Source organism: Collinsella sp. AM36-4AA (genome assembly GCF_003467795.1).
Taxonomy (GTDB): domain Bacteria; phylum Actinomycetota; class Coriobacteriia; order Coriobacteriales; family Coriobacteriaceae; genus Collinsella.
Genome location: NZ_QSHS01000001.1, coordinates 1 through 17,438 on the forward strand (window position 1 = coordinate 1; position 17,438 = coordinate 17,438).

The 17,438-nt window shown below is 61.6% G+C and carries 16 protein-coding genes; 2 read left to right on the forward strand and 14 right to left on the reverse strand.

Annotated features, from left to right (window positions below):
* Window positions 1-148 precede the first annotated feature (148 nt).
* Entirely contained in the window at window positions 149-1,786 is a 1,638-nt protein-coding gene (locus DW850_RS00005) for an amidohydrolase (RefSeq protein WP_233540570.1), read from the reverse strand.
* 168 nt (window positions 1,787-1,954) lie between these two features.
* Here DW850_RS00005 and DW850_RS00010 point away from each other — a divergent pair, with 168 nt between their 5' ends.
* Complete coding sequence (locus DW850_RS00010) at window positions 1,955-3,418, forward strand: M20 family metallopeptidase (protein WP_117785881.1); 1,464 nt, start codon at window positions 1,955-1,957, stop codon at window positions 3,416-3,418.
* Window positions 3,419-3,524: 106 nt separating this feature from the next.
* On the opposite strand, the gene DW850_RS00015 is transcribed toward DW850_RS00010, so the two are convergent.
* The 13 genes from DW850_RS00015 to DW850_RS00075 all read right to left on the reverse strand — a co-directional run bounded on the left by DW850_RS00015 (window position 3,525) and on the right by DW850_RS00075 (window position 15,419).
* Complete coding sequence (locus DW850_RS00015; protein WP_199575434.1) at window positions 3,525-4,001, reverse strand: DUF2752 domain-containing protein; 477 nt, start codon at window positions 3,999-4,001, stop codon at window positions 3,525-3,527.
* A 13-nt stretch (window positions 4,002-4,014) separates the two neighbouring features.
* The gene (locus tag DW850_RS00020; RefSeq protein WP_117785883.1) at window positions 4,015-4,680 is read right to left on the reverse strand and encodes a DUF4234 domain-containing protein; all 666 of its coding nucleotides are present in this window, start codon (window positions 4,678-4,680) and stop codon (window positions 4,015-4,017) included.
* A gap of 195 nt (window positions 4,681-4,875) precedes the next feature.
* Window positions 4,876-6,264 (reverse strand): zinc-ribbon domain-containing protein, encoded by a 1,389-nt coding sequence (locus tag DW850_RS00025; RefSeq protein WP_158565195.1) that lies wholly within the window; start codon window positions 6,262-6,264, stop codon window positions 4,876-4,878.
* 150 nt (window positions 6,265-6,414) lie between these two features.
* On the reverse strand, window positions 6,415-7,437 hold the full coding sequence (locus tag DW850_RS00030; protein WP_117778596.1) for a YitT family protein: 1,023 nt from the start codon (window positions 7,435-7,437) through the stop codon (window positions 6,415-6,417).
* A gap of 204 nt (window positions 7,438-7,641) precedes the next feature.
* Complete coding sequence (locus tag DW850_RS00035; RefSeq protein WP_117785885.1) at window positions 7,642-8,163, reverse strand: Asp23/Gls24 family envelope stress response protein; 522 nt, start codon at window positions 8,161-8,163, stop codon at window positions 7,642-7,644.
* A 44-nt stretch (window positions 8,164-8,207) separates the two neighbouring features.
* Window positions 8,208-8,585: a DUF2273 domain-containing protein gene (locus DW850_RS00040; protein ID WP_233502694.1), complete on the reverse strand. Its 378-nt coding sequence runs from the start codon at window positions 8,583-8,585 to the stop codon at window positions 8,208-8,210.
* A complete protein-coding gene (locus DW850_RS00045; protein ID WP_117785886.1) occupies window positions 8,578-9,123 on the reverse strand; it encodes a hypothetical protein in 546 nt (181 codons plus the stop codon). Before DW850_RS00045 ends, DW850_RS00040 begins: the two co-directional genes overlap by 8 nt.
* 166 nt (window positions 9,124-9,289) lie before the next feature.
* Complete coding sequence (locus tag DW850_RS00050) at window positions 9,290-10,096, reverse strand: YebC/PmpR family DNA-binding transcriptional regulator (RefSeq protein ID WP_117584122.1); 807 nt, start codon at window positions 10,094-10,096, stop codon at window positions 9,290-9,292.
* Window positions 10,097-10,261: 165 nt separating this feature from the next.
* The gene (locus DW850_RS00055) at window positions 10,262-12,445 is read right to left on the reverse strand and encodes a DUF6020 family protein (RefSeq protein ID WP_233540571.1); all 2,184 of its coding nucleotides are present in this window, start codon (window positions 12,443-12,445) and stop codon (window positions 10,262-10,264) included.
* A gap of 135 nt (window positions 12,446-12,580) precedes the next feature.
* Window positions 12,581-13,402 (reverse strand): prolipoprotein diacylglyceryl transferase, encoded by an 822-nt coding sequence (gene lgt / locus DW850_RS00060; protein WP_117785887.1) that lies wholly within the window; start codon window positions 13,400-13,402, stop codon window positions 12,581-12,583.
* 109 nt (window positions 13,403-13,511) lie between these two features.
* A complete protein-coding gene (locus DW850_RS00065; protein WP_035137589.1) occupies window positions 13,512-13,790 on the reverse strand; it encodes a NifU family protein in 279 nt (92 codons plus the stop codon).
* Window positions 13,791-13,960: 170 nt separating this feature from the next.
* A complete protein-coding gene (locus DW850_RS00070) occupies window positions 13,961-14,485 on the reverse strand; it encodes a dCMP deaminase family protein (RefSeq protein WP_117584124.1) in 525 nt (174 codons plus the stop codon).
* A gap of 82 nt (window positions 14,486-14,567) precedes the next feature.
* Window positions 14,568-15,419: a type III pantothenate kinase gene (locus DW850_RS00075; RefSeq protein WP_117785888.1), complete on the reverse strand. Its 852-nt coding sequence runs from the start codon at window positions 15,417-15,419 to the stop codon at window positions 14,568-14,570.
* A gap of 192 nt (window positions 15,420-15,611) precedes the next feature.
* Here DW850_RS00075 and DW850_RS00080 point away from each other — a divergent pair, with 192 nt between their 5' ends.
* Window positions 15,612-17,315: an OPT/YSL family transporter gene (locus DW850_RS00080; protein WP_117785889.1), complete on the forward strand. Its 1,704-nt coding sequence runs from the start codon at window positions 15,612-15,614 to the stop codon at window positions 17,313-17,315.
* The last annotated feature ends 123 nt before the right edge of the window (window positions 17,316-17,438 follow it).

Consider the following 17,438-nt stretch of genomic DNA (forward strand, 5'->3'; position numbering starts at 1 on the left):
CCCGCCCCTCCGGAGCCACACGGGAGCCAGGTTAACTAATTCGGGCCCGGCATTCAGAAAAGTCAGTACAGCAAAATGGCGATGCGGATGGTGCGAACAAGAAAGGGGCACGTTGCTGAAACGCGCCCCTTGTGGGTGGGGTATGGGGCTAGCGCTCGTAGATTAAGTTACCTGCCAGGTAGGTGGCTTGGACTTTGGTGGCTTGGAGTTCTTGGGGGTCGATGGTGAGCAGGTTTTGGTCCAGGACTACCAGGTCGGCGTATTTGCCGGGCTCTAGGCTGCCGAGGTTTTGCTCGTCGCCCGCTGCGTACGCGCTGCCAAGCGTGTAGTTGCGCAGGGCCGTTGCCGCGTCGATACGCTCGCTCGGCAGCCAGCCGCCCTCGGGCCAGTGGCTGCGGGGATCTTGGCGCGTGATAGCCGTGTAGAGCACGTTCAAGCTGGTAACGGCCGTGATGGGGCTGTCGGTACCGAAAGCTTGACGGATACCGCGCTGCTGATAAGTTGCGAACGGCCACATGATGCGGCTGCGTTCCAGGCCCAGGTCGCGCTCCGGGCCACCCGGGTCGAGCGTGATATGGCAGGGCTGGCTCGAGGCAATGACGTTGAGCTTGCGCAGACGATCGATGTCCTCGGGCAGCAGATTCTCCAAATGCTCAAGCGTATTATGGCCGTGCGGGGGCAAACCGTAGAGCTCTGCCGCCTCCTCAAAGATATCGAGTGCGGCATGGATGGCGCCGTCGCCGATAACGTGGATGCGCACGGTGTGGCCGCGCTCGGCTGCCGCCAGGACCAGCTTGCGCATGCGCTCGACGGGAACCGTCAGACGGCCCTGGTCGCCCGGGAAGCGCGGGTTGGTATAGGGATCGGTGAGGTATGCGGTGTGCTCGCTCGACACGCCATCGAAGAACTGCTTAAAGCCCGGCGCCGAGAGCAACGCATTGTTTGCGTAGCGGGTCTGAAGTTCTTCCAAGCGCGATTGGTCATCCAACAGCGTGGGGAACAGGTGGGCGCGAATGCCCAGCTTGCCAATCGCCTGAAGCTTGTCGTAGACGTCGTCGCGGATAAAGTCACAGCCCGGCATGGGCATGAGCGACATGTCGCAAATCGAGGTAATGCCCTGCTCGGCCATGCGTTTCATTTGGTCGGCATACGCGCTCGCGATGCGATCCTCGCCCAGCCACTCAAGACAGCGCGGCAGCAGCTGCATGGCCGCAGCCTCGTGAGCGATACCCGTGAGCTCGCCATTTGCATCCTTGTCGTAGCTGCCACCCGCCGGCGGCTCGCTGTCGCGCGTCACGCCGAGTGCTTCGAGCGCGCGGCTGTTGAGCCACAGCGTGTGCCCGTCGCCCGAGTACATAACGCAGGGACGATCAGGAAATGCCGCATCGAGGGAGGCCTTGGTAGGGTGCTCGGGCGGATCCCAGCGGTAATCGCGCCAGCCCTGCGTCACGACCCAGGCGTCGTCGGGCAGGTCCTGGGAAAACTTGAGCGCGTCCTGCACCAGCGCCGCCTCGGACGTGCCCATATCCATGAGCATATACGGTGAGGAGCCAACCGAGGTATGGAAGAAATGCAGGTGCGCATCGTGGAAACCGGGGCAGACAAACTGCTCGCCGTAATCGACCACCGGCGTGGCGGCAGGTGCGGCGTCAATCACGTCATCGGGCGCACCGACTGCGACGATGCGATCGCCCGCAATGGCAATCGCCAGCTCGCGGGCGGTATCGATACCGTCTTGCGCGGTAAAAACGTTCTTGGAGCGGATAATCCGATCGATATGTTGCATGGGCATCCCCATCTCTGGCAGGAAATTCAACACCCCCGAGTGTACTCCCCCGCCCTTGCAACAAAACTCCAAGCGGCAAACGGCAACTTTACCAGCCCTAGCGGCAGGTGGCATACTGGAGAGAGCCTGTACGATTTTGCGATCAACCCAGCAAGGAGCAAATCGACCATGACGAAAACCAAGGCACAGCAGATTATGGCAGCAATCGAGGTTCGCGCGGCAGACGACGTCACCGCGGCCATCCAAGATATCGCCGCCGAGTTTGAGCCCTATATCATCAAGCAGCGCCGGCACTTCCATAAGCACCCGGAGCTGAGCCTTGCCGAGGAGCGCACGACCTCCGACATCGCTAACCAGCTCGACGCCATGAATATCCCCTACGAGCGTCCGCTCAAGACCGGCTTGGTGGCAACGCTTCGCGGTACCGCGCCGGATGCCTACCGCGAGGACGGCACGCCGCGCCGCCGCATCCTGCTGCGCGCCGATATCGACGCCCTGCCCGTCACCGAGCAGACCGGCGAGGAGTTCGCCAGCGTCAACGAGGGCTGCATGCATGCCTGCGGCCACGACTGCCATATCGCCATGATGCTCGGCACGTTGCAGATTCTGCGCCACATGACCGATGACATCCACGGCGAGATTCGTATCGTATTCCAGCCCAGCGAGGAAAACGGCCAGGGCGCCAAGCTCATGATCGGCACGGGCGTACTCGATGGTGTCGACGGTGCCTATGCCGCGCACATCTGGAGCGAGGTCGACGCCGGCACCGTGAGCTGCGAGCCCGGCCCGCGCATGGCCAATACCGACTGGTTCCGCATCGACGTTCGCGGCACCTCGTGCCACGGTGCCATGCCCCAGCGCGGCCACGACGCCGTTATGGTGGCGGCAGAGATCGTCAACGCCCTGCAGACCATCGTCTCGCGCGAGATTAGCCCCTACGAACCCGCCGTCATCACCGTCGGCGAACTGCACGGCGGCACCGCGCGCAACGTTATCGCCGGCACGGCGTACCTCGCTGGCACAGTGCGCACCTATGGCGACAAGACGCATGAGGAGATGCCCGAGCTTATGCGCCGCATCGTGGAGCACACCGCAGCAGCACTAGGCGCCGAGGCCGAACTCACCGACTACACTATCGCCAACTACAAGGTCGAAAACGATGCCGCCTCGAGCGAGCGCTGCCGCCAAGCTGTGCTCAAGTGCCTGGGCCCCGCAGGCGAGGGCCATTACCGCGGCACGCTTTCGGGCGAGGATTTCTCGGAGTACCTGCGCCGTGTGCCGGGCGTGCTCGCCTTTGTTGGCACGCGCAACCCCCAGATCGGCGCCACCTATGCCCAGCACTCCTGCTTCTACAAGATCGACGAGAGTGTGCTCGCCAAGGGCTCCATGGTAGCCGCCCAGTATGCCATCGACTTTTTGGCCGAGCCCACACAAGAAGAGCTCGACGGCCCCACGATCGCCGCGGTTGCCGAGACCAATCCCGACCTGGCCGCCAAGCTGCGCTCTGCCAAGGCAACGGCCGCCGAGGCCCGCGACGCCATGCACGACGCCCGCACCGCCCGCCATGCTGCCATCAAGGGCATCCACGATGCGCGGGCTGCCGCTCGCCACGAGGAGAAGCGCGACGAGTAGCCGTCACGCCCACCCATAACAACCTGGCTAGAGCAAAGCGGGGGCGAACGTTATCTCAACGTTCGCCCCCGCTTATGTGTCGACCGCTTTTCTAGCGCGTCCTCCGTCACGACAGGTAAGAGCGAAGGATGGTGAGCCAGCGTGGGGTTTCGAGGTGGATGATATCGGTGGGAACTCCGGCGGGAGCGTGCCCACCAAAGAGCAGGCCCGCGTCTGCCGGGTTGATAAGACGCACGATCCATACGGCAACGACCAGCACACACAGAACAATAACCGCAATGTCAATGCCACGCCTTAGCTTGCTCGATGCCACCTCCTCGCGCACGAACGCGAGCGCAAACGCAATCGGCACCACCCAAAACAGCGGATGGTAGGCAAAGGCCGCCGAAAAATCGAGGCGCAGCGCTGCCAGCCAGGCCCTCGTCATGCCACATCCCGGACAGGGAATGCCCGTCATCAGGCGAAACACGCAGCCGATATCGAGCAGGTAAAGTGCGAGCCAGGCGACAAAGAGCGCGCCGATGCAAGAAAGGGCGCGGCGAATGAGCTCCGCCGCGCCCTTATGTCCCTGAGAGCTGTTCACGCCGCTCTTGTCGTTAGGCACGAGCGCCAAGACGGGCGTTGTAAGCCGTTGCCATGGCATTGGTGTTCTTAATGATGATGTTCATGGCAAAGATGGGGCCAAGGCCGCACAGCAGCGCGCCGACAATCTGCCACATAAGAACGGTGGTGCCGTTCTCCTGGAACATCAGGCCATAGCGAGGGGCATTAGCCTGCAGGCGGTTACCAATCTTGTAGTACCAGTAGAGTCCGTAGAAGCCGCAGGTCACGAACGACAGCAAGATGAATGCTGCCAGACCCGGCGTGGAATCGCCGTCATCCTGGCACATGACATTGATGTCGCGGGCAAGGCAATAGAGGAAGTAATACGAATAGATGCCGCAGGTCACGATGGAAAGCAGGAGCCAACCGATCACGCCACGGTCGGTCTTAATCGGAGCATAGCCCATCGGGGCAGGCGCAGGCTGCTGAGCATACTGCTGCTGGCCGGCGTACTGCTGCTGCCCGGTGTACTGCTGCTGAGGCTGGGGCTGAACTGCCTGAACCGGAGTGGGCTGAATCTGCGTGGGTTGCGGAGCAGGCTGGGGCTGAGGTGCGGGCTGCGGAGCAGGAGCGGCGGGGGCGGCACCGATGGCAGAACCGCAAACAGGGCAGAATTTGGCATCATCCGAAATGGGAGAACCACAAGTGGGACAGAACATAAGCTTCTCCTTTTCCTAAGGCGTCGCACGCCTTCAAACCTTACACGTCTATGTTCTCAACAATAGCCGCGACGTTGTTGCGCAACATTGACCAATTTCCGAGATTTTTTTCTGCAACCATTTTCCCAGGTATTTTCTTGCTTCCGCGGTAGAAAAAGGCACCCCGGGCTCAGTTGCCCAGGGCGCCTCGACCGACTATTCGGTTTGATTGTTTTCGGCAGCAGGACTATCGCCCGGCTCATCCGCCGGCGTGGCAACGGCATTCCAATCGGGTCCCGCAGGCGTCGCCTCGGGCGCCGGTGCGGGTGCAGGGACAGGTGCAGGCGCGGGTGCCGGGGCAGGCGCGGGTGCCGGGGCAGGCGCGGGTGCCGGGGCAGGCGCGGGTGCAGGTGCGGGTGCCGGGGCAGGTGCAGCTCCAGTGGCGGCCGTGGGATTGAACCCCGCAGGAGCAGGCTTCTTCTCACCCGGGAGCACAAACGTCAGGACATCGTCGGTATCCTCATCGGCCCACTCGCTGGCATGGCGCGCTGCCCAGTAACCAATGGCGCGATACTTGAGCATCGTGCCAAACACATTCAGGAACACGGTAACAAAGGCGACGATCATCAAGAACAGGATGAGCGTAATGCCGCCACCCTCAATGATTGCCTCAAGACCCGTGGGGCGATAGTAATAGCTATACATACCAAACGTAGCAATGGCGCCAAAGATGGCGGTGAAAATCCAGGTGATGATATTGGAAACAATGCCCGTCAAAAACTCGGGAAGAATCGAGGCACAGAACAGCTTGCCCAGGTTGGCCTTATAAGACTTCCAGACCTTCTCGAGCGAAAACGCGCTTTCCACGCGGCCGGCAACTGCAAAGTGCATCACAGCGGCATCACCAAACATCTTAAAGAAAATGCCCAGCACAAACGAGACGAACAGGGCAAAGACAAGCAGTCCCATCGAACCGATGAGGGCACCCTCTAGACCGCTCGAACCATAGAAATAATATGAACCGACAGCACCGATTACGGCGCTCTCAAGCACCGAGAACACCACACCAATCACGGGAATAATGGCCACGAACTCGAGCACGCCTGTAATGACAGACGAGAAAATGCCCAGGCCAAACGAGGTCGAGCGCAGCAGCGGGCGCTCCATACCGTTATCGTCCTTGAGCGACAGGTCGCGGCCCCACTCGATAGCAAAGCCCGCGCCGCACACGCTTGCCACGTAAGCGAGCAAAAAGCCAATGGCCGCCGCGATGCCACCGATAACGGGGATAAACAGCACCAGCACCGACACGACGCAGATCAGCGCCGGCAAAAAGGCAATCTGACATACGCGAACCAGGGCGCCGGGAACCTTAAGCATATCGTTGAAGGCCTGCGCCATGCAGCCCTTGGGCGCGTTCATAGCCGGCTGGGGCGCAACGAACGGCTGGGGCTGCGGTTGGACAAACGGCTGACCCTGCGGTTGGGGTTGGGGTTGAGCTTGCGAAGCGGGGCCGGCGGCCTTGACCTCGGTATTAGGAGCACCGCACACGCCGCAGAACTTGTCGTTATCGCCCATGGGGGCGCCACACTGCGAACAGAACATCGAAATCATCCCTTCGTATCTAGAGCGAATCACCTGGATCGCAAACGATGTCTTTAGCATCATTATCGCCCAATGTGGGGACAAATACCCCAAGATGGCCGATTTGCAACGTAGGTGGCCTTATTCAATGATTCGAAGGGTGCGTCCGCGCTAGTTCGTGCCGCGGAAGCCCTTGCCGACGATTTCGGAGCTATCGACGATGGTGATGAAGGCGCCAGGGTCAATCTCGCGGGTATAGCGGCGCAGTTGCACTGCCTCGCGACGGCTCAGCACGCTCATGATCACCGTGACGCACTTGCCCGAGAAGGCGCCGTAGCCGCGGCTGATCGTTGCCGTGCGGTTGAGATGCTTGACGATAAACTCCTCGACTTTGCGCGGTTCGGCGCAAATAATCGTGCAGACCTTGCGCAGGTGAATGCTCTCGATGGCCTTGTCGACCACGAGCGTCTTGGCAAACAGGCCAAGCACGCAGTACAGGCCGACGCGCGGGCCATACAGAAAAGCCGCGATGGTCACGATGCCGATATCGACCAACAGCAGTGCGCGGCCAATCTCGAGCGTGGTGCGGCGTTTGAGGATCATGGCAAGAATGTCCGTACCACCCGTCGAGGCGCCGATGTCAAAGACAATAGCGCTGCCGAGCGCCGGCAAGATGACGGCAAAGCACAGGTCGAGCCACATATCACCCGTCAGAGAGACATCGGTCGGAATGAAGAGCTCAAACAGCGAGACATAGGCCGAAAGCGCAAACGAAGCGAAGACGCTCCACAGAATCGCCTTGCGCTCCAAAAAGATAAAGCCCAGAACGACCAGGACCGCGTTGATAATCCACATAAAGACGCCGACGGGCAGAGTCGGGAACAGCGTAGAAAGAATGACCGACACACCCGAGGTACCGCCGAAGGCAAAGTGATTGGGGGTTTTAAAGGCCACGATGGCGAACGCCGTGAGGATCAGGCCCAGATTGAGCTCGGCAAAAAAGCGCGGAAAGCCTGGCTCCTGGCTGCGCCTGCGGCCGGCGCGCTCGCCTTGCTCAATAACATCGCGATCGACCACGCGCTCCATCGGCACCACCGGAGGACGATGCACCTCCTCGGCAGCACGCGACGCCGCCTCTGCCGCAGCGGCCTCAATCGCCCATGCCTTGCTTTCGGTCTCGTGTTCGTCGGCCATTACGGCAACCCCTCGTTAACAATTTGGAAACAATGCGCCCATTAGGGTAACGCGGAACGTGGGGATTGCAACCCTTAGTTAGACGAGCGGTATGACTACATCGGGTGCGTACAAAAACGGCCGGCCACGCTTTTGCTTGCGCGGTCGGCCGTTTAACGTTTTCGCAGATAAAACCTGCCAAAATAAACATCCCTTTTTGGTAGGTTACTCGTGCTGGCTGGTACGGTGCTCGTACTCCTCGGGGGTGATGACATCCTCGATGCGCAGGTTGACGCCTGCCACCTCAAGGCCGGTCATCGCGGCAAGACGCTCGGTGACGCGCGCCTTAACGTCGTCAAAGATCGCAGGCGCATAGGCGCCGTACTCGATGATGACCGAGATGTTGACGACCACGCGGTTGTCGTCGGTGACCTCGACCGTCACGCCCTTGGTCAGGTTCTCGGCACCAAACTGCTCCTGCACAAAGTGCATGAGGTTGCCCTTCATGCCCAGAACGTGCGGCACCTCGCGGGTGGCCATGGCGACGATCTTCTCAATCACGCCGTTGGAATAGGTCAGCGAGTCCTCGGACTCGTCCGCCTCCTCGTCATCCTCGTCCGCCTCGTCTTCGGACTCTGCCTCGACGAGCGCCTCGTCCTCGAGCGTTACGTCCTCCGCCTCGGCGGCGACGGCCTCGTTCGTCTCGAGCTCGGTATCGGCCACATCGACCTTCGTGTTAAAAGCCATGGTTCCTCCTTATGCCTGCCACGGATGCGACAGTCGAATACATATTAGCGGCCGCTAAACAGACGGCCGAAGAAGTTAACGATACCGTTCTCGCCGTCGCGAATCTGGCCGATCACGGCGCCGATCAGCACAAAGAATGCGATGACAAGCGTGTCCCACAGGCCCAACGTAAGTACCAGCACGGCGAGGATAAAGCCTGCCACGGCGCCGAGCGTAGTGTTGGGGTGGCGCACGGCGTAGCTCCAGATAGCGGCGCCCGTACCTTTGATGAGACCCATGGCCTCGTCAAAGTCGTTGGCGGCGCTGTCGTGCTGCTCGCCGGCCTCGGGCTTGGTGTCGGCGGACTCGCCTGCCGGCATAGCGTTCTGATCGATCGTCAGGCGCGGCGTGCGGGCGGTCTTGTCTTGGTTGGTATCACTCACCGGAAACCTCCACGGTCTGGACGGTAGTCTTGGACGGCAAAAAGCGAACGCGCGCAGTCGTGCCCGGCGTACCGAGCATGGTGTCGCAGGCCCGCTCGATACGCTGCTGCATCGCAGTGGCAAGGGAAGCAACGTCTTTATCATCGAGCGCGATGGCTTCGACCTTAAAACGAACGTGCGATTCGTCGGAACCCTGAACACGCGCCTCGATATGCTCGACCATCACGCGGTCATCGCGTTCGGCAGCAGCGCGGGCACACGAGGAGAGAGCCGCGAGCGTGACCTCGATATTGCGCTCCCCTGCCGGATGCACGCAGGACGGCTCGCGGCGAGCAAACATCAGGCGGAAGAAGACCGCCAGCACGCCGAGCGCCACGACACCGGCGCACACCGTAACGACAATGCGCGGCATAGGGTCACGCATCAGCAGCATAAAGCGGTAGGTATATGGCCCCCAAAACTGGCAGACCAACGTGCCCAGCGCCACGACGGCGGCGGCAAGATATACGATCGCTAGGGCTCGTTTGAGCACGCGCATGCGGCGCTCCCTTCAAATCTCGATCCACAGAATGCAAAACGATTCGCATCATTATAAAAGAGCCGGGTCCGGTGCCATACGCACGCGGATCCGGCTCATCTATTCCACGAGGCTTGCATGCTCGCTTCATTATGCCCAGATATGCACGGCTTAACCCGTGCAGGCGCTACTCCTCCTCGAGGGCAGCGATGACCTCGTCGGTCATGTCCATGGTGCTGTAGACGTCCTGGACGTCGTCGAGCTCCTCGAGACGGTCGATGAGGCGCTGAACCTTCTTGGCGTCGGCACCGGAAACCTCGGTCGGGGTGGTCGGGACCATGGTGGTCTCGGAGCCCTTGACCTGGACGCCCTGCTCCTCGAGCGCCTTGGAGACAGCCATGACCTCGTTAGCGGCGGTCCAGACGATCCACTCCTCGCCGGCGTCCTCGTAGTCCTCGCCACCGGCCTCGGCGATTGCCATCATGAACTCATCCTCGTCACCGGCAGCACCGTTGGCGATCATGGTCTCCTTCTTGGCGTTCTCGTCCAGGATCTCCTTGGCGACGACGATCTGGCCCTTGCGCTCAAACTGGAAGGCGACGGAGCCGGAGGTGCCCAGGTTGCCACCAGCGTGGGAGAAGGCGGAACGGACATCGGCGGCAGTACGGTTGCGGTTGTCGGTCAGGCAGTCAACATAGACGGCGACACCGGCGGGACCATAGCCCTCGTACACGATGTTCTCGTAGACGGCGGCATCGGCACCCGAACCAAAGGCCTTGTCGATAGCGGACTTGATCTTGTCCTTGGGCATGGACTGAGCCTTGGCCTTAGCAACGGCAGCGGCGAGGCTGGCGTTGTTCTCGGGCAGCGGGTCACCGCCGAGACGGGCAGCAACGGTGATGTTGCGGCTCAGCTTGGAGAAGAGGGCGGAACGCTTGGCGTCCTGCGCGCCCTTACGATGCTTGGTTGTGGCCCACTTAGAGTGTCCGGACATACGTGTCTCCTATCGGTTTCGACCTAAAGCCCAGCGCAGATGCTCGGGCAATATAAACAAACGTCGTTATGATATACCTACTGGCCTGCGAGATAAACCCCAAAATGAAGGCGTCGTGATGATGCCACCCTTTGGTGCAAAGTAACCTGTCCCCTTTGCACCAAATTAGGACCAGAGGAGGTCGCTGCGAGTGATGGTGGCGCCGATGGCAAAGGGCATGCAGGCGATAACCGGATACAGGTAGCGCATATAGGTCGAACCGTTGCAGGGACCGATCAGGCACACGGCAAGCACGCCCAGCAGCGGCAACCAAATGGCCAGACCGCGCCATGAATGACGACGTAGCAGATAGACCACCACGGCGATCATAATCCACACATAGGTGGCCGAGCTCATGGTGAGCGAGATAAACGGAATGCGCTGCACCGCCACGCGATACAGGTTGATCAGGTGGTCGCACCAGCGCACAACCTTGCTATCGACCGGATGGAAGTCAAAGTACTTGAGGTTATCGGGCTTCGCCATAATCTCGGCACTGCGCGCCGTGCTGTAGACCCACGCATCGCGGGCACTCGGATAAAAGTAGCCGTAGTAGTTATTGATGAGCGCCGAGATGTAGCACTCGGGATCCTTTTTGAACATCTGCGCCCAGACCTCAAAATAGGCCTTGATGTCCTCCTGCGAGGCGTACTCGTTAAAGCAATTTTTGACGGCGTCCGACTTATCCGGGTTGTAGCGGCGGCCCAGATTGTCGTACTTGAGCACACGGTCGATCACGGCACGCTCTTCGTCGGTCACCAAGCCGTCGCAAGGAGCCTCCACGATAGTACCGTCCTCCTTAACCGTAGGGTTGACACCCGAGTTGAGGCCGTCGTGCTTTTGGACGAAACGAGCCGTCTGCTGGAACGGAATCGAGAGGATTTCGCGCTTGGAACCAGGCGTAATGTCGTGCGCCGGCATAAAGACCTTGGTGAAGTACATATTAGAGGCAAGGCAGAGTCCAAGCACCGCAAGAACTCCCACCCAGCGGAAACGTGAGATGGCGCCCGAAGGCGCAGCACCGGCCTGCTTGACTGCACGACGAGCCACATGCGCGTCCCATGCGCAAAACGCCGCCGCGATTACGCATGCCGCCAGGGGAAACACCAGGCCGCCGTTGCGCAGAAACGTGGAACCCATGGCACCCAGAGCGAGCAGCAGCCAGTCATGGCGCGCAAAGAGTACGGGCCTCTGTTCGCCCGCACGCTCGGCATTGGCATCGCGACGGGGCAGGCCGCAGGCCACGAGCTTCACGGTCTGCACCAACAGCACCAAAAACGCGTCGGCAAACAGCACATCTTTGGTAAGCAGGGCCGCGTAGTTGGAGAACATGGGCATAAACACAAAGAACAGCAAGATCACGCCGCGGATCGGCAAGCTCACGCCCAGCTTGCGCAGCGACGAGATGGAATAGGCCATGCAGGCGGCCGTAATGACGAACTGAGCGCAGGTGTAGATGGCAAGACCTGCGTTGGCACTGTTGAACAGTGAAAGCCCCAGCTGGACGCACGAACCGATGATAGCCGTGTGCACCACGGGGTGATGTCCGTTGAGCAACACATTGGGATTGAGCAGACGCAGGTAGTCACTCGTGCCGTTGGGGTAGTTGAACCACTGGCGAATCTGCGCACCCGTATCTCCCATAAAAAGGCCGGGCAGCGAAGCGATGAGCATGGGCGCCCAGGCGACCATAAGCACCAGGAAGGGCCCGGCAAAGGGATGGACCGAGAGTACGGCGTGAGCCACACGCCATACACGGCCAAAGTGCGCTTCGGAAAACGGAATGCGCCGAGAGCTCAGCCAATCTAGACACTCAAAAGCCAGGTAGAAGGCAACGACCGCCAAGAGCATCCAGCCCGCACCGCCTATCCAGGCGCAGATGATGCGAGCCTTGTCGCCGAGTACGATCTCGGCAGAATCGGTGAGGTCGTAGCTGCGGCCAAACACCATGCAGACGGCAAAGAACAGCGACGGAAGGATCACCGAAGGACGCCAAGCATCGCCGCGGCCAAAGAATACGTAGCGAAACGGCAGAGTGAGCAGGCAGGCAAGCGCAAGCAGCATGACCGCGTCGGTATGGCCGGCAAACGAGAGGAGCACCTCGTAGCACACGTACAGCATGCCCGAGGCTTTGGGGTCAATCGCCAAGACTGCGTTGCTCGAGACCGGCGCGGGATCGATGGAAAACGCCGTGGTCGCCAACAGCGCGAGCAGAAATGCGATGAGCGTCTGCTTGGCGGGGTAGCGCTTAAACCAGACGATGCGGGCAGCGTCGCGCGCAGCCGTTGTGGAGAGGTCGGAATCCTTCACAGTCCAAAGAGCCTTTCTAGAAACCTGCCAAAAAGGGACAGGTTTATTTTAGCAGGTTTTATCTGGGAAAACGTTACGGTTCTGTCGTCGTTGCCCAGCAGACCACCACAAAGGTGCCTGTCCCCTTTGTGGTGGTTAGACGTCGAGGTAGATGCGCTGGGGGCGATTGCGGTGTCGGGCGAAGATGATGAGCGCCAGGCCCGCGATTACGAGCGGCAGGCTCAGCAGCTGACCCATGGTGATGACGCCGCCCAGCAGATAGCCCAGCTGCGCATCGGGCACGCGCACAAACTCAATCAAAAAGCGAACGATGCCGTAGCCCATCACAAAGACGCCCATAAACGTACCCTGGGGCAGCAGCGGTTTTTTGCGACTGAGCACCTGCAGGATGCAAAAGAGCACAATGCCCTCTAGAAACGCCTCGTAGAGCTGGGAGGGATGGCGCGGCATATCGCCCGCGGTGCCGCCAAAGACCACACCCCAGGGCAGATCGGTCGGCTTACCCCACAGCTCACCGTTGACGAAGTTGGCGCAGCGTCCCAGGCACAGCGCCAGCGGAGCACCGATCACAGCAAGGTCGGCGATGGTCCAGGCGTCGAGCTTGTACATGCGGCACACGATGATGCCGCCCAAGATGCCGCCCACCAGGCCGCCGTGGAAGCTCATGCCGCCCTCGTTGGTGGCAAAGATTTCGAACGGGTGGGTCCAATAGTAGCCATCGCCGTAAAAGACGACGTAAAACAGGCGCGCGCCGATGATGAGGCCAAAGACCGCGCCGACCACGACGCTCGTCAGGTCATCAATCGTAATGTTGAAGCCCCAACGACGCTGCGTGCGGTACATAACGACCGCCGTGAGCAGAGCACCGACCACGTAGGCCAGGCCGTACCAGTAGATGGTGATGGGGCCCGCCGAGATCGCGACGGGATCAAGCATATGGTAGAGGTCGTTGAGCATATCGATCCCCCTGCTCCCTACATACAAATGCGGCCGCGGGCCTTACGCTCGCAGCCGCATATTTGGGCGTAACGTCTATGCGGAGCGTACCGTCCGCAGCTTTCGCATCTTAGAACGGCGCGTACTCGTCGTACAGGTCCTCGGCCTCGCCGGAAGCATTGACCTGCTCAACGCGGGTAACGCCGGGCACATGCTCCTTCAGGATGCGCTCGATACCCATGGAAAGGGTTAGCGAGCTCATGGGGCAGCCGGCGCAGGCGCCCTGCAGCTCCAGCTTGACAACGCCCTCGTCGTCGACGCCCACGTACTCCATATCGCCGCCATCGGCCTGCAGGTTGGGGCGAATCTCTTCAAGAACCTTCTTAAGCAGCTCTTCGTTAACAGCCACAGGGGCTCCTTTCTCACAATAACGCGGGCACGCCCGCGGACAGGGGCTATGTTACTACAGCCATGTACCCGCTTAGGCGCCAGCCATGCGTGCGGACACGACTTTCACGAGCAGTCAATTTGGGACGGGGCTCTTTTGGCTGTTTTGCCGCCAGCTGGCGTTGGCACGCGCTACTGCCGAGCCTGTCCCCCGGTACCAATCTGGACATCGACGATGACCTGGCGGTAGCTGATGCCGCAGGAGTCGAGAATGCGGCGGCTGATACGGCCGTCGTCAGTATCGGCATACTTGTTGTCCAGGTAGACGACCTCGCCCACGCCCACCTGCGCCAGGATCTTGGCGCAGTCGTGGCACGGGAACAGCGTGACGTAAACCGTGGAACCCTCGAGGTCCTTGAGCGAGCCACGGTAGTTGAGCACGGCGTTGGCCTCGGCATGGACCACGTAGTTGTGCTTGTCCTGCAGCGGGTCATCGCTCGTACCCCACGGGAAAAAGTCGTCGTTGAGCGCCGAGGGCGTGCCGTTGTAACCCACCGAAAGGATGCGGTGGTTGGTGCTGGCGATGCACGCTCCCACCTGCGTGTTGGGGTCCTTGCTGCGGCGCTGCGCGGCGATGGCCACGCTCATAAAGAACTCGTCCCAGCTAATAACGTCGCGGCGCTTGCCCGACGCGGTTTGATGAAGATCGTCCGACATGGCAGACACCTCCGCAATCGCAATAGTTTGGCCCATTGTAGCAGGTGAAAGGTAGGGGCGCTTATCCCACCAGCCCCTCGCCCTACGCGCGGCGGGGCTTTTGGTTGATGCGGTAGAGCTCGGCGAGACCCCGCAACGTCAGCGCGTCGTCTACCGTCAGGCTATGGCCGACCAGCGCCGCAAGTGCCTCGGCATCGTCGCCGGTAATGACGATGGGCACATCGCCCTCCCCCGCGGCCTTGGTCGCGCGCATCTCGGCAAGCACCATGTCGAGCATTCCGTCGATGCGGGCTACCTCGCCCAAAACCACACCCGAGCGCATGGCCTCACGCGTGTTGCGTCCGATGACGTGCGTTGGCGCCGAGGGCTCAACCTGGGGTAGGCGCGCTGCTGCCGCCGAAAGCGAACGGGCGCCGAGGGCCAGGCCTGGCGCGATAACGCCGCCCACAAAGGTTCCGCGCGCATCGATGACCTCGATATTGGTCGTGGTGCCCAGGTCGATCACGATGCACGGAGAGCCGTAGACGACTCGGGCCGCCACGGCGTCGGCGATGCGGTCGGGACCGATCTCGGCCGGGTCATCGTAGTGCACAGGCATGCCGGTCTTGAGACCCGGTCCCACCGTGAGCACACGCCCCGTGCAGGTGCGGGAAAGCGCCGCCTTCCACGGGCGCTCGAGCGCCGGCACCACGCAGCTCAGCACAGCCGCGGCGGGAACGAGCGCGCCCGGCATGCCCGCATCGGCTGACAGCGCGCCCATGACCTGCGTGAGCCTCATGCGCGCCTCGTCGGCTGTGATGCTCGACGGCGTCGTGATCTCGCACGTCGCAAGCGGGCATTCCTGTGCCGCGGCCGAATCCTCGGCAAACAGGCCAAAGCGAATGAACGTGTTGCCCACGTCGACCGTCAATATATATGCGCACCCATTAAGCATCGTCGGCGCTCCTTTCGTCTGCCCAGCAGTATATCGCCTACCTAAACCAGTCATCCCAAAATGCCTAGCTTGCGGCTATACTGGTGCGCGGTCGCGCGCGAGCTCACGCGGCGGCCCTTGGTAACCCGACTTCCCGCGCCGTATCCGTAGCGGCGCTCCCGGGGGAAGCGGATATACGCAAAGGAGTTTTATATGAGCAATCCCTTGAACCGCGCTTCGATGCGCGGGCAACTCACGCTGCGCGGCGTCGTCATCGGCGTCCTTGGCTGCGTGATCATCACGGCGAGCTCGGCCTACACCGCCCTCAAGATGGGCGCACTCCCCTGGCCGATCGTCTTCGCTGCCGTCATCTCGCTGTTCTTCCTTAAGCTCATGGGCAACGCCAGCCTCAACGAGGCAAACGTCACCCACACCATCATGTCCGCGGGCGCCATGGTCGCCGGCGGTCTGGCGTTTACCATCCCGGGCGCCTGGATGCTGGGCTATGCCGACCAGATCAGCTGGCTCGACATGTTTATCGTGGCGCTCGCCGGCACCATCCTGGGCCTGCTGGCCACCGCGCTCATCCACCGTCACTTTATCGTGGACGCCGCGCTGGAGTTCCCCACCGGCAACGCCGCAGCTCAGACCTTGCGCGCGACCGAGGCCGGCGGCAAGACCGGCAAGCAGCTCTTTGGCTCCATGGCCATCGCCGGCATCTATAGCGTGCTGCGCGACGCCCTGGGCGTGGTGCCCAGCATGCTATGCACGCTCAACATCCCCGGCGTGACCTTTGGCATCTACAACTCGCCCATGCTGCTCTCCGTCGGCTTCCTCGTGGGCTTCGCCCCGGTCGCCTTCTGGTTTGCCGGCGCCCTGCTGGGCAACTTTGGCATCATCGTGGGCGGCACCGCTGCCGGTCTGTTCGATGTTGTGACCGCGCAGGGCATCGTCAAGTCCCTGGGCATGGGCCTCATGATGGGCTTTGGCGTCGCCGTCGTCCTCAAGGACATCCTGCCGCAGGTCGCCGGTATCGTCCGCGGCCTCGCCGCCGACAGCTCCACCGACACCGACGAGCAGTCGCTCATCTCGGGCTCCCTTAAGCTCGACGCCGGCATCATCGGCCTGGGCGCCGCCGCCATCGCCGTGATCATCGCCATCGCGCTCGACCTTGGTCCCGTCCCGGCCGTCATCGTGACGCTGTTCACCTTTGTCACTACCATCATGAGCGCACAGAGCTGCGGCCAGACGGGCATCGACCCCATGGAAATCTTTGGCCTCATCGTCATGCTCATCGTGGCCGCCTTCGCTCAGATCGCTCAGGTCAAGCTGTTCTTTATCGCCGGCATCGTGGCCGTGGCGTGCGGCCTTGCGGGCGACGTCATGAACGACTTTAAGGCCGGCGCCGTGCTGGGCACCAACCCGCGTGCGCAGTGGATCGGCCAGGCCATCGGCGGCATCGCGGGCGCCCTGGTCGCCGCAGCCGTCATGGTCGCGCTGGTTACCGCCTATGGTCCGGACGCCTTTGGTCCCGACAAGAGCTTCGTGGCCGCACAGGCAAGCGTGGTCGCCACCATGGTCTCGGGCATTCCGAGCGTGCCATGGTTTGCCGGCGGCTTTATCGCCGGCATCGTCATGTACTGGCTCGGCATTCCGGCCATGATGATCGGCCTGGGCGTGTACCTGCCGTTCTACATGTCACTCACGGCATTCCTGGGCTCCTGCGTCAAGCTCGCCTACGACAAGTGGTCCGCCCACCGCGACGCCACCGCTGGTCTTTCTGACGAGGAGAGGGCTGCCAAGGACGCCGCCTTCCAGGAGCAGGGCCTGGTTGTCGCCAGCGGCCTGCTCGGCGGCGAGTCCATCGTCGGCGTTATCCTGGCGTTTGTCTCCGTGGGCTTAAGCCTGCTGGGCTAAGCTGAGCAGCTGCTCGACAGCAACCATATTGCCTACGATTTGCCCGGTCGGTAGCTTTCGCGGTTACCGACCGGGCTTTTTGATACCAACGCAAAGAAAGGCCGGCGCGCTGCGTTTAACAGC